Source organism: Dechloromonas sp. CZR5 (assembly GCF_008711155.1).
GTDB lineage: Bacteria > Pseudomonadota > Gammaproteobacteria > Burkholderiales > Rhodocyclaceae > Azonexus.
This window is the reverse complement of the sequence record NZ_VUYQ01000007.1, coordinates 1-18946: the sequence shown is the minus strand read 5'-3', so window position 1 is coordinate 18946 and position 18946 is coordinate 1. Positions and strand designations below refer to the sequence as shown.

Annotated in this window: 18 protein-coding genes and 2 tRNA genes; 12 read left to right on the top strand and 8 right to left on the bottom strand. The window is 59.1% G+C overall.

The features are described 5' to 3' along the window. Positions 1-14 precede the first annotated feature (14 nt). From F1002_RS16850 to F1002_RS16810, 9 genes are all read left to right on the top strand, one after another. Entirely contained in the window at positions 15-386 is a 372-nt protein-coding gene (locus F1002_RS16850) for a response regulator transcription factor (RefSeq protein WP_150430214.1), read from the top strand. A gap of 67 nt (positions 387-453) precedes the next feature. Then, positions 454-2613: an exonuclease domain-containing protein gene (locus F1002_RS16845; RefSeq protein ID WP_150430213.1), complete on the top strand. Its 2160-nt coding sequence runs from the start codon at positions 454-456 to the stop codon at positions 2611-2613. A gap of 5 nt (positions 2614-2618) precedes the next feature. Beyond that, on the top strand, positions 2619-3674 hold the full coding sequence (locus F1002_RS16840) for a DUF294 nucleotidyltransferase-like domain-containing protein (RefSeq protein WP_150430212.1): 1056 nt from the start codon (positions 2619-2621) through the stop codon (positions 3672-3674). A gap of 49 nt (positions 3675-3723) precedes the next feature. Further along, positions 3724-5664, top strand: coding sequence for a DUF294 nucleotidyltransferase-like domain-containing protein (locus F1002_RS16835; RefSeq protein ID WP_370452174.1), 1941 nt, complete (start codon positions 3724-3726; stop codon positions 5662-5664). A 2-nt stretch (positions 5665-5666) separates the two neighbouring features. Continuing rightward, positions 5667-6332 (top strand): hypothetical protein, encoded by a 666-nt coding sequence (locus F1002_RS16830; RefSeq protein WP_150430211.1) that lies wholly within the window; start codon positions 5667-5669, stop codon positions 6330-6332. A gap of 8 nt (positions 6333-6340) precedes the next feature. Beyond that, positions 6341-8377 carry a sodium:solute symporter family protein gene (locus F1002_RS16825; RefSeq protein WP_150430210.1) on the top strand — a complete coding sequence of 679 codons (2037 nt, stop codon included), beginning with the start codon at positions 6341-6343 and terminating at the stop codon, positions 8375-8377. Then, on the top strand, positions 8374-8625 hold the full coding sequence (locus F1002_RS16820; protein WP_150430209.1) for a DUF4212 domain-containing protein: 252 nt from the start codon (positions 8374-8376) through the stop codon (positions 8623-8625). The genes F1002_RS16825 and F1002_RS16820 overlap by 4 nt, the downstream gene beginning before the upstream one ends. A 5-nt stretch (positions 8626-8630) precedes the next feature. Then, positions 8631-8897 (top strand): hypothetical protein, encoded by a 267-nt coding sequence (locus tag F1002_RS16815; protein WP_150430208.1) that lies wholly within the window; start codon positions 8631-8633, stop codon positions 8895-8897. 36 nt (positions 8898-8933) lie between these two features. Next, positions 8934-9024, top strand: a tRNA-Ser gene (locus F1002_RS16810). 603 nt (positions 9025-9627) lie between these two features. Here F1002_RS16810 and F1002_RS16805 read toward each other — a convergent pair. From F1002_RS16805 to F1002_RS16795, 3 genes are all read right to left on the bottom strand, one after another. Next, positions 9628-9957 (bottom strand): hypothetical protein, encoded by a 330-nt coding sequence (locus F1002_RS16805; RefSeq protein ID WP_150430207.1) that lies wholly within the window; start codon positions 9955-9957, stop codon positions 9628-9630. Then, positions 9944-10873, bottom strand: a complete 930-nt coding sequence (locus F1002_RS16800) for a hypothetical protein (RefSeq protein WP_150430206.1) — start codon at positions 10871-10873, stop codon at positions 9944-9946. Before F1002_RS16800 ends, F1002_RS16805 begins: the two co-directional genes overlap by 14 nt. 151 nt (positions 10874-11024) lie before the next feature. Continuing rightward, positions 11025-12419 carry a tyrosine-type recombinase/integrase gene (locus F1002_RS16795; RefSeq protein ID WP_150430205.1) on the bottom strand — a complete coding sequence of 465 codons (1395 nt, stop codon included), beginning with the start codon at positions 12417-12419 and terminating at the stop codon, positions 11025-11027. 217 nt (positions 12420-12636) lie between these two features. Here F1002_RS16795 and F1002_RS16790 point away from each other — a divergent pair, with 217 nt between their 5' ends. Continuing rightward, positions 12637-12867, top strand: coding sequence for a hypothetical protein (locus tag F1002_RS16790; protein ID WP_150430204.1), 231 nt, complete (start codon positions 12637-12639; stop codon positions 12865-12867). A gap of 671 nt (positions 12868-13538) precedes the next feature. On the opposite strand, the gene F1002_RS16785 is transcribed toward F1002_RS16790, so the two are convergent. Continuing rightward, positions 13539-14342, bottom strand: coding sequence for an inositol monophosphatase family protein (locus F1002_RS16785; protein ID WP_150430203.1), 804 nt, complete (start codon positions 14340-14342; stop codon positions 13539-13541). A 65-nt stretch (positions 14343-14407) separates the two neighbouring features. Here F1002_RS16785 and F1002_RS16780 point away from each other — a divergent pair, with 65 nt between their 5' ends. Beyond that, positions 14408-15169, top strand: a complete 762-nt coding sequence (locus tag F1002_RS16780; RefSeq protein WP_150430202.1) for an RNA methyltransferase — start codon at positions 14408-14410, stop codon at positions 15167-15169. A 6-nt stretch (positions 15170-15175) separates the two neighbouring features. On the opposite strand, the gene F1002_RS16775 is transcribed toward F1002_RS16780, so the two are convergent. The 4 genes from F1002_RS16775 to F1002_RS16760 form a co-directional block, all read right to left on the bottom strand. Further along, entirely contained in the window at positions 15176-16054 is an 879-nt protein-coding gene (locus F1002_RS16775; RefSeq protein ID WP_150430201.1) for an HDOD domain-containing protein, read from the bottom strand. Positions 16055-16260: 206 nt separating this feature from the next. Further along, positions 16261-17109, bottom strand: coding sequence for an NADPH-dependent 7-cyano-7-deazaguanine reductase QueF (gene queF, locus F1002_RS16770; protein WP_150430200.1), 849 nt, complete (start codon positions 17107-17109; stop codon positions 16261-16263). Positions 17110-17142: 33 nt separating this feature from the next. Further along, a complete protein-coding gene (gene menD, locus F1002_RS16765) occupies positions 17143-18381 on the bottom strand; it encodes a 2-succinyl-5-enolpyruvyl-6-hydroxy-3-cyclohexene-1-carboxylate synthase (RefSeq protein ID WP_255584492.1) in 1239 nt (412 codons plus the stop codon). Between the two features lie 22 nt (positions 18382-18403). Further along, complete coding sequence (locus F1002_RS16760; protein WP_191090447.1) at positions 18404-18757, bottom strand: thiamine pyrophosphate-binding protein; 354 nt, start codon at positions 18755-18757, stop codon at positions 18404-18406. Positions 18758-18871: 114 nt separating this feature from the next. Here F1002_RS16760 and F1002_RS16755 point away from each other — a divergent pair. Next, positions 18872-18945: transfer RNA gene (locus F1002_RS16755), tRNA-Asp, on the top strand. Position 18946: the final 1 nt, after the last annotated feature.

The following is an 18946-nucleotide window of genomic DNA, read 5'->3' as shown; positions in this document are numbered from 1 at the left end:
GGGAGACTAAACGCATGACCAAAAAAATCCTCATCGTCGATGACGAACCCAACATCGTCATTTCTCTCGAATTCCTGATGAAGAAGGAAGGTTTCGAGGTCGCCGTCGCCGTCGATGGCGAAGAGGCGCTCGCCAAGGTGGACAGCTTCCGGCCCGATCTCGTCCTGCTCGACGTCATGATGCCGAAGAAATCAGGCTTCGAAGTCTGCGAAGCCTTGCGTGCCGACCCGGAAAAGGCCGGGCTGCTGGTCGTCATGCTCACTGCCAAGGGACGGGAGACCGAGGTGGCCAAGGGGCTGGCCATCGGTGCCGATGCCTACGTTACCAAGCCATTCTCGACCAAGGACCTGGTGGTCAAGGTCAAGGGCATGCTCGGTACGGCCTGATGCCGGAATCTTCCGGCCTGTCGCCGGAACGCCTGTAACGATAACCAACCATTCTGGGATGCCTGTCATGAAGGCAAAACATCGTTTCATCCTCGCCGTGGTCGTTCTCGGTCTGCTGATGACCGGGCCGTTCGTCGTCACATCGCTGCTTGTCTGGCTGGACATGAAGGACGCCGAGCGCGACATGCTGACTGCGCTGCTGGTTTCACGACTGCCGGTCGGTACCATAATGACGCTGTTCGGTTTCGTGATCGGCGTATTGGTGTTGCACAGGCTGTTCAAGCAATACGTCGAAGGCTTGCTGCGCATGGCGGAGACGCTGCGCCTGATGCTCGGGGCCAACCGCAATTTCCGCGTCGCGCCGGAAGGTCCGCCCGAGGTGCAGCAACTGGCGCAGGCCGCCAACGACCTGGCGCAGCAGCGCGACGCACTGATGGATGACGTCGATTCCCAGATCGCCCGCGCCAAGGCCTCGGTCGAGGAGGAAAAGAACCGCTTGGCCGCGCTGATGTCGGAGTTGGCCCAGGCGGTAGTCGTCTGCAACCTCGACGGACGCATCCTGCTCTACAACAACCGCGCCCGGCTGCAGTTCAAGGCGCTGTCCCAGGGGCCGACCTCGGTGGCCGGCGGGGCGCTGATCGGGCTGGGGCGTTCGATCTTCTCGATCCTGGAAAAAAGCCAGGTCGAGCATGCCCGCGAGGTGATTCACCTGCGTCTGGCCAACGGCAAGACGGCGATCGCCAATTTCATCACCACCACGCGCGGCGGCCAGTTGCTGCGCATCCAGATGGTGCCGGTGCTGGGCGGGACGGGCGAGTCGCGCGAGGCATCGATGTCGGGCTACGTGCTGACTGTCGAGAACATCACGCGCAGCATCGAGGAAGAGGAGCGTCGCGACCAGGCCTTGCACACGCTGACCCAGGGTAGCCGGTCGGCGATCGGCAATATCCGGGCTGCGGTCGCCAATTTGATCGATTATCCGGACATGGAGCCGGAATTGCGCCAACGCTTCCTGCATGTCATCGATGACGAAGTGGCCAAGCGCAGCCAGGTGATCGACCAGACCATGAATCAGTTTTCCGATGCCATCAAGACGCGCTGGCCGCTCGAGGATGTGCTCGGTATCGATATCGTCGCCGCCGCCCAGCGCCGCATCGACGACAAGCTCAAGCTGCCGACCAAGACCGAGGAAATGGACGACAACCTGTGGATCAAGGCCGATAGCTTCTCGCTGGTCTTCGCGCTGGTTTCGCTCGCCTCGAAATTGCAGGATCACTACGAGCCGCGCGAGTTGCGCTTCCGGCTGACTTCCAACGGCAAGCTGGCTTACCTTGATCTGATCTGGGCCGGCCCGGCCATGTCGTCGGAAACCTTCTACACGTGGGAAATGGAGTCGATGCAGATCGGCAGCGAGAGTTCGCCGCTCACCCTGCGCGACGTCATCGATCGCCATGGCGGCGAAATCTGGTACGAACGCGAAAAGGCGGCGCACCGGGCCTTCTTCCGGTTCGTCCTGCCGGTGGCCACTCCGGAAGCGGAGCAAGTGGTTGAGGAGCGCCATGTCACCGGCCGCCCGGAGTATTACGACTTCGACCTGTTCAAGTTCGAAGACAAGTCCATCGACCTGGATCGCAAGCTGTCCGAGTTGACCTACACGGTGTTCGATACCGAGACGACCGGTCTCGAGCCATCCAATGGCGACGAGATCATTCAGGTTGGTGCGGCGCGTATCGTCAATAATCGCTTGCTGCGCCAGGAAACCTTCAACCAGATCGTCGATCCGGAAATTCCGCTCAAGCCGGAATCCATCCCCATCCACGGCATCACCGAGGACATGGTGCGCGGCCAGCCGAACATCGATGTCGTTTTGCCCGCCTTCCACGAATTCTGTGAAGACACGGTGCTGATTGCCCACAATGCTGCCTTCGACATGCGCTTCCTGCAGCTCAAGGAAGAGCGCACGGGCATCCGCTTCACGCAGCCGGTGCTCGATACGCTCCTGCTGTCCGCCGTGGTGCATCCCAACCAGGAATCGCACAAGCTGGATGTGATCCTCGAACGCCTCGGCATCGCTATCGGTACCCGGCACAATGCATTGGAGGATGCGCTGGCGACCGGTGAGGTATTCCTGAAACTGGTCAAGTTGCTCGAGGACAAGGGGATCGTCACGGTGCGCCAGGCGCTGGAAGCCGCCGAGAAAACCTATTTCGCCCGGGTAAAGTACTGATCGCCGTGAGCACCGCGCCTTTGCTGCTTTGTCAGCAGCGCATCGACCTGTTTGCCGCGATCGATGCGTTGCGCGCGCTGGACGAAGCGCCGGTCCTGGCCGATGCCGTCCGTACGCACCTGCAGGGAGCACTGGCCGGCGGCATGGATGGCGTGGCGGCCACCCGCCTGATTTCGCTGTTCAACGATCGCCTGACGGCACGGGTCATCGACCTGACGGCGTATCGCCATCGCCTGCCGCAAGTGGCGTGGTGCTGGCTCGCCCTCGGATCCGAGGGGCGGCACGAACAGACCTTCGTGACCGACCAGGACAACGGACTGCTCTTTCATGCCAGCAGCGAGCAGGAGGCCGGCGCCTTGCGCGAACTCTTCCTGCCTTTTGCCCAGGAAGCGAATCAGCGCCTGGCCGACTGCGGCTTCGCCCTGTGCCTGGGCAAGATCATGGCCGGCAATCCGGCCTGGTGTCTGTCGCTTGACGAATGGCGGGAGCAGTTCATCGAATGGGTGCGTCGTCCCGAGCCCGAGGCACTGCTCAATGCCAGCATCTTCTTTGACCTGCGTCCGCTGCATGGAAATCTTGCCCTGGGCGAGCAGCTGCGCACCCTGTTGTTGTCGCTGACGACCGGTACGCCCGCTTTCCAGCACCTGATGGCAGCGAATGCGCTGCACGCCGAGGCCCCCTTGAGTTTTCGCGGCGAGGTCGCCGTCAACGGTGAGGGGGAAGTGGACCTCAAGAAATTCGGCAGCCGGCTGTTCGTCGATGCAGCCCGCATCTTCGCGCTGACCGCCGGTGCGCCGAGCGTCAATACCTCGGAGCGTCTGCACCAGGCGGGCAAGGCGGTCGGTTTGCCGGATATCGAAATCGCCAGCCTCGACGCAGCTTTTTCCCACATCCTCCGGCTGCGCCTGACACAGCAAATTGCCGCCGCGGCCATTGGTATGACGGCGGGTTCCGGTCTGAAACCCGCCGAATTGAATGACATGGATCAGGCCATACTGCGCGAGGCGCTCAAGCAGGCCAAACGCTTGCAACAGCGTCTCAAGTTAAACTATGCACTCTAAAGAAAAAAATGAGGTTGTCGTGAATACGCAACAGCAAACAGGGCAGGAAATGGTCGTTGGTCAGGTGGAGATGACGCTGCGCGAAAAGGGGCGTAGCCGCATGGCCGGTAACACCATCGCATTTCTTCGCAATCATGCGCCGTTCAATAAAATGCAGCCGGATGCACTGCAGCGTTTCGCCGAAAAGGCGCAGATTGCGTTTTATCCGGCCGGCAGCGAGATCATCGGTCCCGACGCCGGTAACGTCCGTTACTTCTACCTGATTGAATCCGGCAAGGTCCAGGCGCGGCAGGCGGGCGAAGTGACGGTGACCGAGTATTCCATCCTCAGCCTAGGGGCCGGGGAGGGCTTCCCGATCGGTGCGGTCACCGCCGGGCGGCCATCCACCAACGTTTATCTGGCGGTCGAAGACAGCTTCTGCTACCAGTTGCCGGCTGAGGATTTCCTGGCGCTGGTCGCCTCCAGTCCGGAATTCAACCTGTTCTGCACACAGTACATCGCCAGCCTGCTCGACCAGTCGCGCCGGCAACTGCAGCTTCAGTTCGCGCAGCGTGCCAGTGAGCAGCAGACTCTCAACTCTCCCCTGGCAGGCATCGGATCGCGTTCGCCGATTACCGTCGCGCCGGATACGCCGCTTCGGGCCGCGCTGGAAACCATGTCGGAGGCAGGTGTCGGTTCGCTGGTCGTCGCCGGCGAGGATCGCAAGGCAGTCGGCGTGTTCACGCGTACCGATCTGCTCGACCGCGTGGTGCTGGCCGAATTGCCGTTGAGCACCCCGGTGGGCGAGGCGATGACACCCAGCCCGTTCATGCTCGAAGAGCACGCTACGGCGTACGATGCCATGTTTGCCATGGCCACGCACGGCATCCGCCACGTCCTGGTGACGGATGCGGAAGGCCGTCTGACCGGTGTGGTGTCGGAGCGCGACCTGTTCTCGTTGCAGCGCGTCGGCTTGCGTCAGATCCGACAGGCCATCGACGGGGCGCACAATGTCGAAGCCTTGCAACAGGCTGCCGCCGATGTGCGCCAACTGGCCTTCAACATGCTGGCCCAGGGCGTGGGATCGGAGCAGCTTACCCAGTTCATTTCGGCGCTCAACGACGCCTTGACCCGCCGTGTCATCCAACTCAATCTGGAAAAACATGCATTCGACGGCATCGACTGGGCCTGGCTGGCTTTCGGTTCGGAGGGGCGTGACGAGCAGACCTTCAGTACGGACCAGGACAACGGCATTGTTTTCCAGCCGCCCGAAGGGGCGTCGATCGATGCGCTGAAGCAGCGCTTCCTGGCTTATGCCCTGGATGTGAACAAGGATCTCGATCGCTGCGGCTTCCCGTTGTGCAAGGGAAATATCATGGCCAGCAATCCCCAGTGGTGCCTGACGCTCGACGAATGGAAGGAGCAGTTCGGCAGCTGGATTCGCCAGCCGCATCCCGATGCCTTGCTCAATGCCACGATTTTCTTCGATTTCCGGCCCTTGTTCGGCAAGGCCGAGCTGGCCGAGGCCATGCGCCGCCATTTGCTGGCCCTGACGGCTTCCAATCCCATGTTCCTGCGCGCCATGGCCAAGAACGCGCTCGATGTCGAACCGCCGCTCGGCAAGATTCGCGATTTCCTGACCGATCTCGAGCCCGACCATCCGGGCAAGATCGATCTGAAGAAATACGGTTCGCGCATTTTCGTCGATGTGGCACGCATCTATGCCATGGCCAGCGGTGTGCACAATACCAATTCCATCCAGCGCCTGCGTTTGGCTGCGCAGCGTCTGAACATACGTGCCGATGAAATCAACGCGGTGCTCGAAGGGCTCAATTTCATCCAGTTGTTGCGCCTGCAGCACCAGTATCTGGAAGGTGAGCCGGGCAAGCAGGGGGACAATTTGATCGATCCGGAAACCCTGAACGAGCTGGATCGCCGCATCCTCAAGGAATCCTTCCGTCAGGCGCGCAAGATACAGACACGTCTCAAACTCGATTACCAGGTGAACTGACCATGCTCGGCCTCAAGAAATTCCTGTTTCGCGGTGGCGCACCGAGCGGATTGTCGGAAGACGTCAAGGCGTCGCTGGATGCCTGGCGTAGCAGTCATGCACCGGCGCTCGAGGAGCTTCATTTTCATACCCGCTATCTGGTCGTCGATATCGTGAGCAGTGGTCTCGATCCCGAAAAGGACCAGTTGCTGGCCATTGCAGCCAGCAGTATCTGGCAGGGAGCCATCCAGCCGGACGATACCTTCTATATTGATTTTTCGACACTGGATGGCGAAGGGGCGGCAGTTGACCGTCAATTGATGGCCTTTCTGCTCTTTGCTGCCAAGGCGCCGATGGTGACCTATCACGTTCCCTATGTGGGCGGCTTTCTCCAGCGTGCCTACAAGGAGCGTCTGGGCCTCGATTTTCAGCCGCAATGGGTCGATATGGCCTGGCTCATGCCATCGATGTTTGAGGATAAGGGGCATACCGTGATGCCGCTCGATCAATGGCTCGAAATATTCGGGATGGGGGGCGGGGAAGGGCGACGCGATGCGATGGCCAATACGCTCCTCCTCGGCCGTCTTTTCCAGATGCTGCTGGTGCGGGCGGTCGGCAAGCAGATCGATACCGCTGCCCGGCTGGTCGACGAGTCGCGTGCCAGCAGCTTCCTGCGGCGCACTCACTAGTTCTCCCGATGCTGAGGTCGCTGACCCGTCTGCAGCGCTACTACCTGTATTACACGGGCGGCTTTCTCGCGTTTATCGGGGTGCTGGCCGTACTCGAGCAGCATGGCATGCCGCCGCGATGGATCGGCTACGCCTTCCTGATGTTCACCATCGCGATGTATGCGCTGATCGGTATCATTAGCCGCACTTCCGACGTGTCGGAATACTACGTGGCCGGTCGGCGCGTGCCTGCCTTCTTCAACGGCATGGCAACCGGTGCCGACTGGATGAGTGCCGCCTCGTTCATCGGTATGGCGGGAACGCTCTATCTGTCGGGGTTTCAGGGTTTGGCCTACGTCATCGGCTGGACCGGCGGTTTTGTCCTGGTTGCGCTGCTGTTGGCACCGTATTTGCGGCGTTGCGAGCAATACACCATTCCCGATTTTCTCGGGGCCCGGTACGGTGGCAATTCGATACGCCTCGTTGCCGTCGGGGCGGCCATCCTCGCCTCCTTCGTCTATGTGGTGGCGCAGATTTATGGTGTAGGCGTCATTACCAGCCGCTTCGTCAGCCTGCAGTTTGAAATCGGCGTGTTCGTCGGTCTGGCGGGGATTCTTGTCTGCTCATTCCTGGGCGGGATGCGGGCGGTCACCTGGACGCAGGTGGCACAGTACCTGATCCTGATTGTCGCCTATATCACGCCTGTCGCCATCCTGTCGTACAACGTCACGGGTAACCCGATCCCGCAACTGGTTTATGGCGAAGTGCTGCAAAAAGTCACGCATCTGGAGACCCGGCTGTTCGACTCGCCGGCAGAGGTCGAGGTGCGTCAGCTGTTCCACGAGCGTGCTGACGTCTACGCCCAGAAAATCATGCAACTCCCTCAGTCGCTGAACAACGAGCGCGAGCAGCTATCCACCCAGATCAATCAACTCAAGGCCAGTGACGCACAAATGCGCGACATTGTGGCCCTCGAGCGCCAGCGCAGGGAGTTGCCGCACGACCCGGAGCAGGCCAAGGCACGCTGGGAGGCAGCGATGTTTTCCGCGCTCGAGCGGAGTCGCAAACCGATTCATCATGCGGAGGCCTTTCCCGGCGAGACCGAGGCGGAGAAAAATATCCAGCGGATCAATTTTCTGGCCCTGATTTTCTGTCTGACCGTGGGTACCGCTGCGCTGCCGCATGTGCTGGTTCGTTATTACACAACCCCTACCGTACATGAAGCACGGGAATCGGTCTTCTGGTCGCTGCTCTTCATCCTGTTGCTTTACATTACGGCCCCTGCCTATGCCGTCTTCGCCAAGCATGAGGTTTTGTCTCACCTGGCGGAAATCCCCATCGCCAAGCTACCCGGCTGGGTGACCGCCTGGGCCAAGATCGGCCTGGTCAGCATCGAGGACATCAACCTCGATGGCGTTCTGCAGTTGGCCGAGCTTTCTCTCAATCCGGACGTCATCGTTCTGGCTACGCCGGAAATCGCCGGCATGCCCTATGTCATCTCCGGACTGGTGGCGGCGGGCGGATTGGCGGCAGCGCTCTCCACCGCCGACGGCTTGCTGCTCACCATTACCAGTGCCCTGTCTCACGATGTTTACTACCGGATTATCCGGCCGGATGCCTCGACACAGTTCCGGCTGGTCATTTCGAAATCCATGTTGTTGGTGGTTGCCGTGCTTGCCGCAACCGTGGCAGCCGAAAAGCCCGGCACCATCCTGTCCATGGTCGCCTGGGCCTTTTCGATTGCCGGATCAGCCTTCTTCCCGGCTCTGGTGCTTGGTATTTTCTGGGAGCGAGCGACCAGAAAGGGGGCGCTTGCCGGGATGGTTGTCGGCGTATCACTGTCGCTTTATTACATCCTGCGAGTCGAGTTCGACAGCATTCCCTGGCTTGGCATAAGCGGCTTCGGGATGGATCCCTGGTTCCACGTCCAGCCCACGGCGGCAGGGTTGTTCGGTGTCATTGCCGGTTTTGCCACCATCGTCGTGGTGTCGTTAATGACGCAACCTGAACCGGGGGCGGAAGAGTTCCTCACCAAGATTCGTTTGTCGAACGGCAGGGACGCGTGAAAGGGAAACGCCATCTCTATTGGAGGAAGACCAGGCGTCTGACCTTTGCCTTGCTTCTCCTATGGTTTTGCGTGACCTTTGGTACGACCTGGTTTGCGCGGGACATCAACCAGATCGTCATCTTCGGCTTCCCGCTGGGCTTTTACATGGCGGCACAGGGCGGATTGGTGCTCTTTCTGGTGATCATCTGGTGGTACAACCGGCAGATGAAGAAAATCGATATCGAATTCGGTCTGGAAGACGAATAACCCGGATGACGCTGTTTCTGATCAGTGCGGCTCGTGCCGTCATCGAGATGCTGGGCCTTTGCTTGATCGGCCAAGGGGTGCTGCATATCCTGGCCGGGTGCAGGAGAGAAAGCAACAGGATCTATCAACTTTTCGACCTGGTTACCCGCGCTCCGAGGCAACTCGTCGCTGTGATCCTGCCAGGGTTCTCGGGCAAGGCCGTAGGTGTCGTTTGCTTCGTAATCCTGCTCCTGATCTGGATCGGACTCGCTTTTCTCCGAAAGATTATTTGACCATTGCAGCGATTCTGCTAGAATGCACGGCTTCCCGGAGAGGTGGATGAGCGGTTTAAGTCGCACGCCTGGAAAGCGTGTGTGGGTTAATAGCCCACCGCGGGTTCGAATCCCGCCCTCTCCGCCAGGACACTGCATGGCCCGATTTCTTAATCTAATCAATAGGTTACGAAGTCGGGCTTTTTGCATTTAACCCAAGAATTAACCCAAGTTCTAACCCAAAGGGAACAGACCAGAGAACTCAATAATTCTTGGTCTTAGATCATGTCTGGGTAGGTGGTCACATTGCCAGGGAATCAGCTAATCAACTGAAGACCTCTACCGGGCCACTACAGAGCCTCAATCACAGGACAGCCTGTAGGCATCCGGTAGGACATCTTCAGATGTCTATAGAGATACTCCTACTTACTAGTCTTACTGTGTCATCTAACCTTGAAGTCTTAAGAGGCATCTATAGGAGCATCTCTAGGTAATCTAAAGAGGCATCTATAGGTGTATCTATAGATATGTAACCGGGGGGTCTGGGATGGGCTCTCCTCTATAGGTGGGTTTTACCTAGGCAAAAGTGAATAACGTATTGAATATAAACAATAAAACATGATTTTTCAGGATGTCTTGTTTATGCGTATGTTCTTGTCTGGAAACGCGAAAAAATAGCCCCGGAAGGCCATCTTGCGGGATGCCCTTCGGCTTCCTCGTTTGACGGCTTCCAGGGCTCTTAACGTGCGTCCTAGCGGCTGTTTTGCTTCATTCTCTGGCCCATGTACTGGTTGGTAATTTCCCGTACATTCTGGAGGCCCGAGGGGCATGGGCTGACCACGAACCGGGCTACAACCTCGCGTAGCTGCTGCCGCCACCAATCATCAGGCCGGGACACCTGAACGCCTCCAGGGAGTGCTATAGGCGCCTCTAGGCCACCCATAACGGCTGCCAAGTAGCCCTCCAGGACAACGAATATGGCCTCCTGGGTAACCGCGCTGGGGGCGTCGTAGAAGCGCTGCACGGTGTTGAAGACGCCCGACAGCCAGTAGGGGAGGGAGAGGCTATCAGATGAAGCCATGGAAGTCCTCCTGGGCTTCCTCGAACTTGGCCCGGAGGACTTCCACCAGACGGCGCTCCCCGGCCTTCATCCAGATTTCCCGCTCAGTATCTTTCGGGTCCGGTGGGCGGGCCGGATAAAGGCTCTCCAGGGTGTCCAGAAGCTCCCCAGAGAGGAGCACGCCGAGGCGCATAGGGTGGTCAGTTGGCACCGCTAGACTCCATTCCTGGGGTCTTCTACGGGCGTCATGCGAGGCAGCTTGCGCTTCTTGCGACGACGGCCACTGCTCATGAACTTCAATGCTTCTGAGCGTGCTTCCCTTTCCTCTACCGCACACATGCCGACCCGCTGGGCTTCCTGTTGGATGACCTGGAGAGTCTGGGCCTGTTGCTCTGCTGGGAGGGCTTCCTGGCCGTTGATGTAGCCACCGTGCTGACGAATAGAGGGGATGACTGTGGCAGTTACGCTCCTCAGCCTTGTCTATCTGATCCTTCCACTTCGGGTCGTAGTACATCCCTGGAGAGCCATCCGGGCGGTCCCTCTTGAGGACATCGTAGGCGTCGTAGTGGCCTTCATCGCCCACCCGCTTGACGGTCTCAAACAGAAGTTCTCCGAATCGTTGCTGGGAGACCCCCAGGTTGGCCCCTACGTGGGACTGGATGGCCTCCACGTAGCCTTGGGGGATTTCCTGCCCTTGGCTGACGTAGGCGCGTACTCCATTGTCGATGAGCTGCATGGCATTGGACTCCACGCGGGTCTCTACCGCCTTCTTCTGGTACTCCAGGTGGGCACCTCGGATAGCCTGGAAGGCCGGGGTGATGCCCTTCTGGTAGCCCTGAAGGTAGTGCTCGTCAGTGATCCCCTTGAGGGTCGTCTGGTAGGTGTCTCGCAGCCACCCCTCCAGGTCACCCTTGACTGCACCGGAAAAGCCCGGCACGGTGCATCGGCCAGGAATTGGCTAATTGCTATAGGTGGGTTGTACCCCTGCGATTCCGCAGAAGCCCCGCGCTGTATGGCTTGGCAGGGAACCGGAAGCGACAATGAAAAAGGCCCCTTGTCGGGGCCTCTGGTGGGATTCTGGGCAGAAGTTAGATTAGTGCTGCTTTGGCTTCGTATTCAGTTGTCTTGAAGCATTCCTCAAGGGTTTCAAAAAGGTCTATGCCAAGGGCACGAGCCAGGACTGACCCGCTAACATGAGCGCACATCGCCTCTTCATCCTCGTCTTCGGGGGTGTCGTAGTAGTAGGGGACCTTCTCCAGAGCGGCCTTCTTGGTTGCCATATCGGCACCCCCTGAGTACAGCCCGTAAGTCATCGTAGGCTTCTCATGGCCGATGATGTCAGCGGCTACGCCTTCCGGGACTCCTGCATTCTCCAGGAGGGTGGCTACCGTGGAGCGGAATGAGTGGAAGGTGTGGGCAGAGGAGAATCCCAAGGCTGTCTTGAGTCTGCCAAACCGCTTGCCGATGGCGTTAGACCTGTCTCCGTACTTGTTGAACGTCAGGCCAGAGATAAGGTAGCCGTCCTTAGATGACTCCTTCAGTCTCTTAACCAAAGGGGCGATGGCGGAGTGGATCGGCACCTCGCGCCATCCTGAATCTGTCTTGGCGTCCTCTACCTTGAATGAGTGCGCGGTGACCTTGTTTGTCTTGACGGCGCATAACTCCTCGATCCGCGCCCCAGAATAGGCCCCTAGCATGATTAGCTCGGCGAGTTGCACATCCCTTGCGGCCTCTTTCGCTTTCCCCATGGGGCGCTCCGTGGCGGCTGTCCAGAGCTGGACAACATCACTAGCGGCGTAGGGTAGGTTGGTGGTCCTGCGCTTCTTCTTGGGAGCAGCCTCGAAGACGCCATCGAAGGGGGCAGACTCCTTATCTACAGCGTCATAGCGCTTTACATACTTCCAGTAGTTGCGGCAGAAGGAAAGGATGCGGCGAATTGATGCGTCGCCTTTGCCATCCTCTAGGAGCTTATCTACCCAGTGTCTTACGGTGGCCTTGTTGATCGCCTGAAGAGTCGAGAATTCGGCAGTCAGGAGACCAACATCCTTGACCATCTGATCCTTGGTCTTTGCAACCAGCTTTATCTGGTCCTTCCAGGTCTCAAAGTATTGATTGCTGGGTGTAGCTCTACCTGTGGCTAGGTCGCTGAATTCCTGGGCAGCTTCATAGCCCTTGGTCTCAGCTACCGCCTCCACCCTGTCCGCTAGGACATGCTCCCAGGTTTCCGCCGTGTCCTCATCAGGGGCTTGCATGAGGGCCTGCTTCCAGCGTAGAGCCTCATTGGCTACGGCATTGGTAGAGCCCCTGGCTTGCTTTATCTGGGCTTTCCAGTGCGATACGATAGGGGCGGCAAGGTGAATGGCTTCTCGTCTGTTGGCGGTTCCAAGGCTTTGCTTGAAGCGGACCCTGCCTAGCGCCTCTCGGACATCTTTAGGGACAAGCAAGGATGCGTACCAGACACGACCAATTAGCTCGATATTCATGGTGGTTTATCGTGGGTTCGAATTGTATTAACCCATATATTAACCCAACAATTAACCCAAATTCAATGCCTTGTAAGTACCGTGTTTCAAAGATTTCATGGGGTTATGGACGGTTTGGCGGAATGTCCCGCCCTCTCCGCCAGGATTCAAAAAAAGCGCCCTCCGGGGCGCTTTTTTATTGGTATCGTTCCTGGAAAATACTTTGTCAGGAAATCTTGTGAAAACCATTGGCTTGATGACGTTATTGGCCTTGGCAGGATGTTCACTTCTCCAACCTGCCTGGCATTGGTCAAGGCCGGGGGCATCGGAGGCGGATTACGAGGCCGATATCCGGTTCTGCAAGTCCCAGACCGACCAGGCGATCGACGGAACGGTAACCAATGCCAGTGTCCGCCGTATCCATGGGTGCATGGAACGCCGTGGCTGGCGCAAGGTCGAAAACGAGTGATGGCAACGCGATAGCGGCGCTCTCTTTTGCGCTTGGCCGCATCCGTCAGCGTGGATGCCACTTGCAGTTGTCATGTCGTGGCGTTAAGGTTGCGTTGTGTCATGACGTGGGAATTTAGGATATGGACCGCAGAGCACGTGTTGATCGTCGGCTAAGAGATGTCGGACCGCCCAGTGGGTGTTGCGAGCGGCGTCGGCGTGTCGAGCGCCGTCTTGATTATGTCAAGGATGCCGCGCTTTCCGACGAGGAGTTTGCGAGCTACTTCGGCTCGGTTGTGCGGGAGCGTAGCAGCAGCCAATCGCATCAATTTGACGAAGCGTCCGAAATTTTGGCCAGGGCGCGCGACGGTTATTGAAGAGGGGCTTGGGAAGCGCGATGACCGATAGTCAGATTCGGGAGTTCATCAGGTCGGGATGGCCGTTTTTTGGGGTGACGTCGAAAGGCGATGTCATGGCCCGATATGTTCCCTACGGTCCCGTGTTCAAGTGGCAACGGAATCAGATGGTTCCCATGCCATTGCAGGCCGGTGATTTGTTGTGGTGGTTGCAGGCGTCGGAAGAGGATGGCGACGAAGGTTAGCCACTGCGTTGAGTGAATCGGCCTGGACGACTGAGGATGGGGGGCGAAAAAAAAGCGCCTTCAGGCGCTTTTTTGTTCTGCGTACGTTTTGTTCAGCCGCGAACGGTTTCGGGAAGGTGACCGTCGATCAGCTTCAGCAAGGGGGCGAATACCTTGGGTGTGCCGGCGATCAGGTTGCCGGTTTCGAGATAATTGGCATCGCCACGCAAGTCGCTGACCAGGCCGCCGGCTTCCGAGATCAGAAGGGCGCCTGCCGCCATGTCCCAAGGGGAGAGACCGAACTCCCAGAAACCGTCGTAACGGCCGCAGGCGACATAGGCGAGATCAAGCGAGGCGGCGCCCGGGCGGCGCTGGCCGGCGGTTTTTTCGGCCAATTCCTTGAAGATTGCCAGGTAGAGGTCGATCTTGTCGAACATACGATAGGGGAAGCCGGTGCCGATCAGGGCTTCACCGAGGCGGGTGCGGCGGGAAACGCGGATGCGCCGCTCGTTCAGGAAAGCGCCGGCGCCCTTGCTGGCCGTAAACAATTCGTTGCGATTCGGGTCGAAAACGACAGCCTGTTCGACGATGCCTGATTTGGCAAGGGCGATGGAAACCGCATACTGCGGCATGCCATGGATGAAGTTGGTGGTTCCGTCGAGCGGGTCGATGATCCATTGATACTCGGAGTCCTGTCCAGCGGAGAGGCCTGACTCCTCTGCTAGAATGCCGTACCCCGGATAGGCTTCCTGCAGCGTTTCGATGATCGCTTTTTCGGCGGCTTTGTCGACTTCGGTCACGAAGTCGTTCGGCTGCTTCGAGGAAACCTTGAGCAGCTCGATGTCGTTCGAGGCACGGTTGATGATCTGGCCGGCGCGGCGCGCCGCCTTGATGGCGATATTCAGGGCTGGATGCATGGTCTTAAAGAGCTAACGGGCAGCCGAAGCTACCCGAAATATTTTGAAAGAACGAATTTTACACCATGAACCCGGAAGTCCTGCTTTCCCGAATCAGAGTCGTACTTTGCCGTCCCAGTCACCCTGGAAATATTGGCGCTGCCGCCAGGGCCATGAAGACCATGGGCTTGTCGCGTCTCTATCTGGTTGAGCCGAAGCAGTTTCCCGATCCTGAGGCGGATACAAGGGCAACCGGTGCAATTGATGTGCTCGCGGCGGCGAACGTCGTTTCATCGCTGGGCGAAGCATTGGTCGGCGCTTCGTTTGCGGTCGCTCTTTCTGCGCGCCAGCGCGATATCGGTCCCGTTCTCGGGGCGCCTCGGGCGACCGTAGCCCGCCTGATGGCCGAGGCCGCCGAGGGGGAGGTGGCGCTGGTCTTTGGAAACGAGACGGTCGGGCTGTCCAACGATGAAATCCTGCATTGCCAGGCGGCCGTGACTATCCCGACCAATCCTGCCTTCAGTTCATTGAATCTCGGTTCGGCGGTGCAAGTGTTGTGTTACGAATGCCGTATGGCTGCATTCGGGGAAAAGCCGCCGGTAAGCGCGCAGGTCGCGACGCCGTTTGCTTCGCCCGCGGCGACCAACGACGAGATCGAAGGCCTGTACGCGCACCTTGAGCGCATCATGACCGATACGGGTTTCTATAACCCGGAGCAACCGGGCAGGCTGTTGCCCAAACTGCGCCGCTTGTTCGGGCGCGCCCGGTTGGAGCGGGACGAAATCAACATTCTGCGCGGCATTCTGGCGTCGACCCAGGTCAAGACCGGGCACGGGAAAAAGGGCTGAACGCGGTTATTTGAGGCTACCGCGCAACTCGGCCGTCAGGGCGTCGATGGCAGGTCTGAGCTGGCTGTACTGTTGCTCTAGCTGCGAGATGGCGTCGGTCATCCCGGGTTGGTCCTGCAGTATCCATTCGATATGGCCGCCGCTGAGCATGTTAGCTACGTAGATGACGTCCGAGAGCGTGCGGATGGTCGATGGTTGGCTACGCAGGTGGTCATGGTCTATCGTTGCCTCGACGATTTCTTCCGGCAAACCCAGAGCATTGAGTAGCGAAACGCCGATGCTTTCATGCCATTGCACGATCAGGTACTTGATCGTGTCGGGACGATGGCGCAGTTCGTCGTATTGCGATGCGCGGTAAAGCATGTAGAACGCGCCCAAGTCGTGAATCAGCCCGGCCAGCATGGCCTCGTCCTTGTTGATCCGGCTGTTTTCGCCGGCCAGTACATGGGCTGCTGCGGAAGTCTGTATCGAATGTTCCCACAGCGCATGGGTCGTGTCGGCGAATTCGGCCATGCCTTTGGCGCGCATCAGCTGGGCCATGACGATGGAGAGCGCGGCTGTATGGACGACGTTCATGCCGAGGCGGATGATGGCCGACTTGAGGTCGACGATATCTTTGCCTTCCGGGTTGTAGGCGGCCGAATTGGCAAGATGGAGCAGCTTGGCTGAAATCAGCGGTTCGGCCAATATGGCCTGTGCGATGTTGGCGATACTCTGGTTCGGGTCGTTCAATACCTTGCGCAGGCGCAGAACGGCATCGAAATAAGTCGGGAATACGACCTCGCCGGAAAGCTCCCTGGCGATATCCGCCAGCATCTGGAAGCGCTGGGCCTTGAGTTCGTTTCCGGTCTTGTCCGGGTCGTTGGGGGCGGCGAGAGTACTCATGCCAAGATTATTAAACAAAACCCCGCCGCTTGGGCGGGGTCACGGATTTTTCCGTAATGGAAACTGCTTCACGGGAACCATTCGTGATGCACGCTTCCGCGAAAGGATGCGGCGCTTAAAAGTGGGTATTCAGGGTCAGTCGAACCGTACGTGGAGCGCTCGGGGAGATGTTGTTGTCGCCGTCGGCCGTTGGGTAATAGGTCTTGCTATTGCCGAATTTCTCGTGTGTTATCGGGGGGCGGGTAGTCGCCGGTGCTGCGGAAGGGGTTGATGTCGAGGCCGCCGCGCCGGGTGTAGCGGGCATGAACCGCCAGGGCTTCGGGCTGGCAATGGGCCTGCAGGTCCGAAAAAATTCGCTCCACGCACTGCTCATGGAATTCGTTGTGATTGCGGAACGAGACGATGTAGCGCAGCAATCCGGCGCGGTCGATCGGTCGGCCGCGATAGCGGATGACGACCATGGCCCAATCGGGCTGGCCGGTCACTAGGCAATTGGATTTCAGCAGGTGCGAATACAGGGTTTCCTCGACCGTTTCGCCGGCGTGTGTCGTCAGCAGGTTGGGGGAGGGTTGGTAGCAGTCGCAGGCGATGTCAAGGTCGTCGAGCGGGATGCCGGCGGGAATGCCGATATTGGCAGTCGGCGCGCTCGCCAAGGCTTGCAGGGCGACATAGACGGGGCGGCCGGCGGCGGCCGACAGATCGCGTGTCATTGTTTGCGCGACCAACTCAATGCTGGCAAAGGTGCTCTGATTGAAGGAGTTGAGGTACAGCTTGAACGACTTCGACTCGATCAGATTCGGACTGTCGGCGGGCACGCGAAAGGTGCCAACCGCAACGACGGGTTTCCCCTTGGTATTCAGCCACGAAAGCTCGTAGGCGTTCCATAGGTCTTCTCCGACAAAAGGGAGGGCCGAGTCGGCGATGCCGATTTCGCTGCGCTTGAGCTGGCGTGGGATCGGAAAAAGCAGTTCCGGCGCGTAGTGGTTCTGGTATTCCGTCGCCTTGCCCAGTGGGGAAGCATGGCTGGGGTCGTCGTGAAGAGTGGTCGCGTTCATGGGGGCGGATTTTACTTGTTTGCCGTTTTCAGCTTAGGCCAGTTTCAGTTCGATCAGTTGCGGCCCGCCGTCCGCTAGTGCGCTGCCGAGTCTACGACTCAGGTTGTCTGGTGTATCGACGTGGTGGTAGGTCAGGCCAAATGTCTTGGCGGCATGTTCGAAATCGATATGCTGCGGCGTTCGCCAGCCGTCGAGGAATTCGGGAAGCGAATGCTGGGGGAGGTGGTCGAAAATGCCACCTCCACCGTTGTTGACCACGATGATGACGATGTCGAGGCCGCGGGTCAGAGCCAGGCCACCGATGTCGTGCTGGCAGGTCAGGTCGCCGATCAGGGCCACGGTAGCGCCTTGCGCACTGGCGATGCCGGCGGCGGTGGAGATGTTGCCATCGATTCCGCTGGCGCCGCGGTTGGCATGGATGGATAGTACTTTGTCTGAATGGCCGGACATCGAGTCCAGTTCCCGGATGGCGAGCGAGTTGCCGACGAACAGGGCAGTCCCGGGGGGCAGGGCATTGATGATGGCCTGGATGTGATTGGGAGCGTCCGGCTCCGCTACTTGTTGTTCCAGGGCGAGAAATTTCCCAAGCCAATTTTCGTTTGCCGGTTTCAGGCGCTCGCGTAGCATTGCGGTGCAGAACAATTCGGGGTCGGTGCGCAGCAAGTCAGTCAGTTTGCGTACAGGGTCTGCCCACTGTGTCCAGGGGGAGACCACGATTTGGGCCGCAGGGCTGCCCGAGAGGTAATTCTGCAGCTTGCGCGTGACCGGAAAGGCGCCGAAGCGGATGATCCATTCGGGCGGGGGGATGTCACGGGCATCGGGACTGTCCAGCCAACGGTTATAGCCGACACAAAGATGGGATCGGTCATGCGGACCGAAGCGCAGTCCGGACAGCGGTTCGGCCAGGATGGGGCAACCCAGGGCTCTGGCCAGCCCGACCAGGGCGTTGTTACGTTTTTCATCGAGAGGCATTTCTCCGCACACAACGATGCCGGGGCGGCCTGAGAGGCGGTTGGCCAGTTCGCTCAACGTTTGCTGGTCCGGTTCGTCTAGGGAATGGCTGAACCGAATGGGGGGAAGTCTGGCTGCAGGGAGAGGGTTCGCTGTCGGCACCAAAGGTTCGTGGAAGGGTTGGTTGATATGGACCGGGCCGGGGTAGGGCCAAGTGGCCTGCTCCACAATCTGGGCTGCCAGCCGATGCGCATATCCCGGATCGAAATCTGCACTGGGTAAACCAAGCGCGTGCGTTGCCCTGACGTAAGGCGCGAACATTGATGTTTGCGGAACGGTCTGGTTAGCTCCACAGCCATGCAATTCCGGGGGGGCGGTCGGCAGAAACGGCAATCAGCGGAACACCGGCCTGGCTGGCTTCGATGATGGCCGGGAGCCAGTTGGCGGGCGCCGTCCCAGAGGTGGCCAGCAGAATGACCGGACGTCGCTGTGCCTTGGCGATGCCCAGGCCGAAAAATGCCGCACTGCGCTCATCAACGGCAACATGGCTGCGCAATCCCGCCTGCCGTAGTAGCGCGAGTGCCAGCGGTGTCGAGCGCGATCCCGGAGAAATGACTGCGTCGGAAATACCGGCGGAGACGAACCCGGCAATCATGGCCTGTGACCATGCGAGGTTGAGTGATCCGATATCGGTCATCGGCATTGTCTGATGGCGAAAAATATCAATTGTAGTCGTTGTGATTCGCCCGCAAACACAGGACCATGCTATTATTCGCCCCGCTCGCCGCTGACCGGCGGACGGGCCCGACGCGGAGTGGTAGTTCAGTCGGTTAGAATACCGGCCTGTCACGCCGGGGGTCGCGGGTTCGAGTCCCGTCCACTCCGC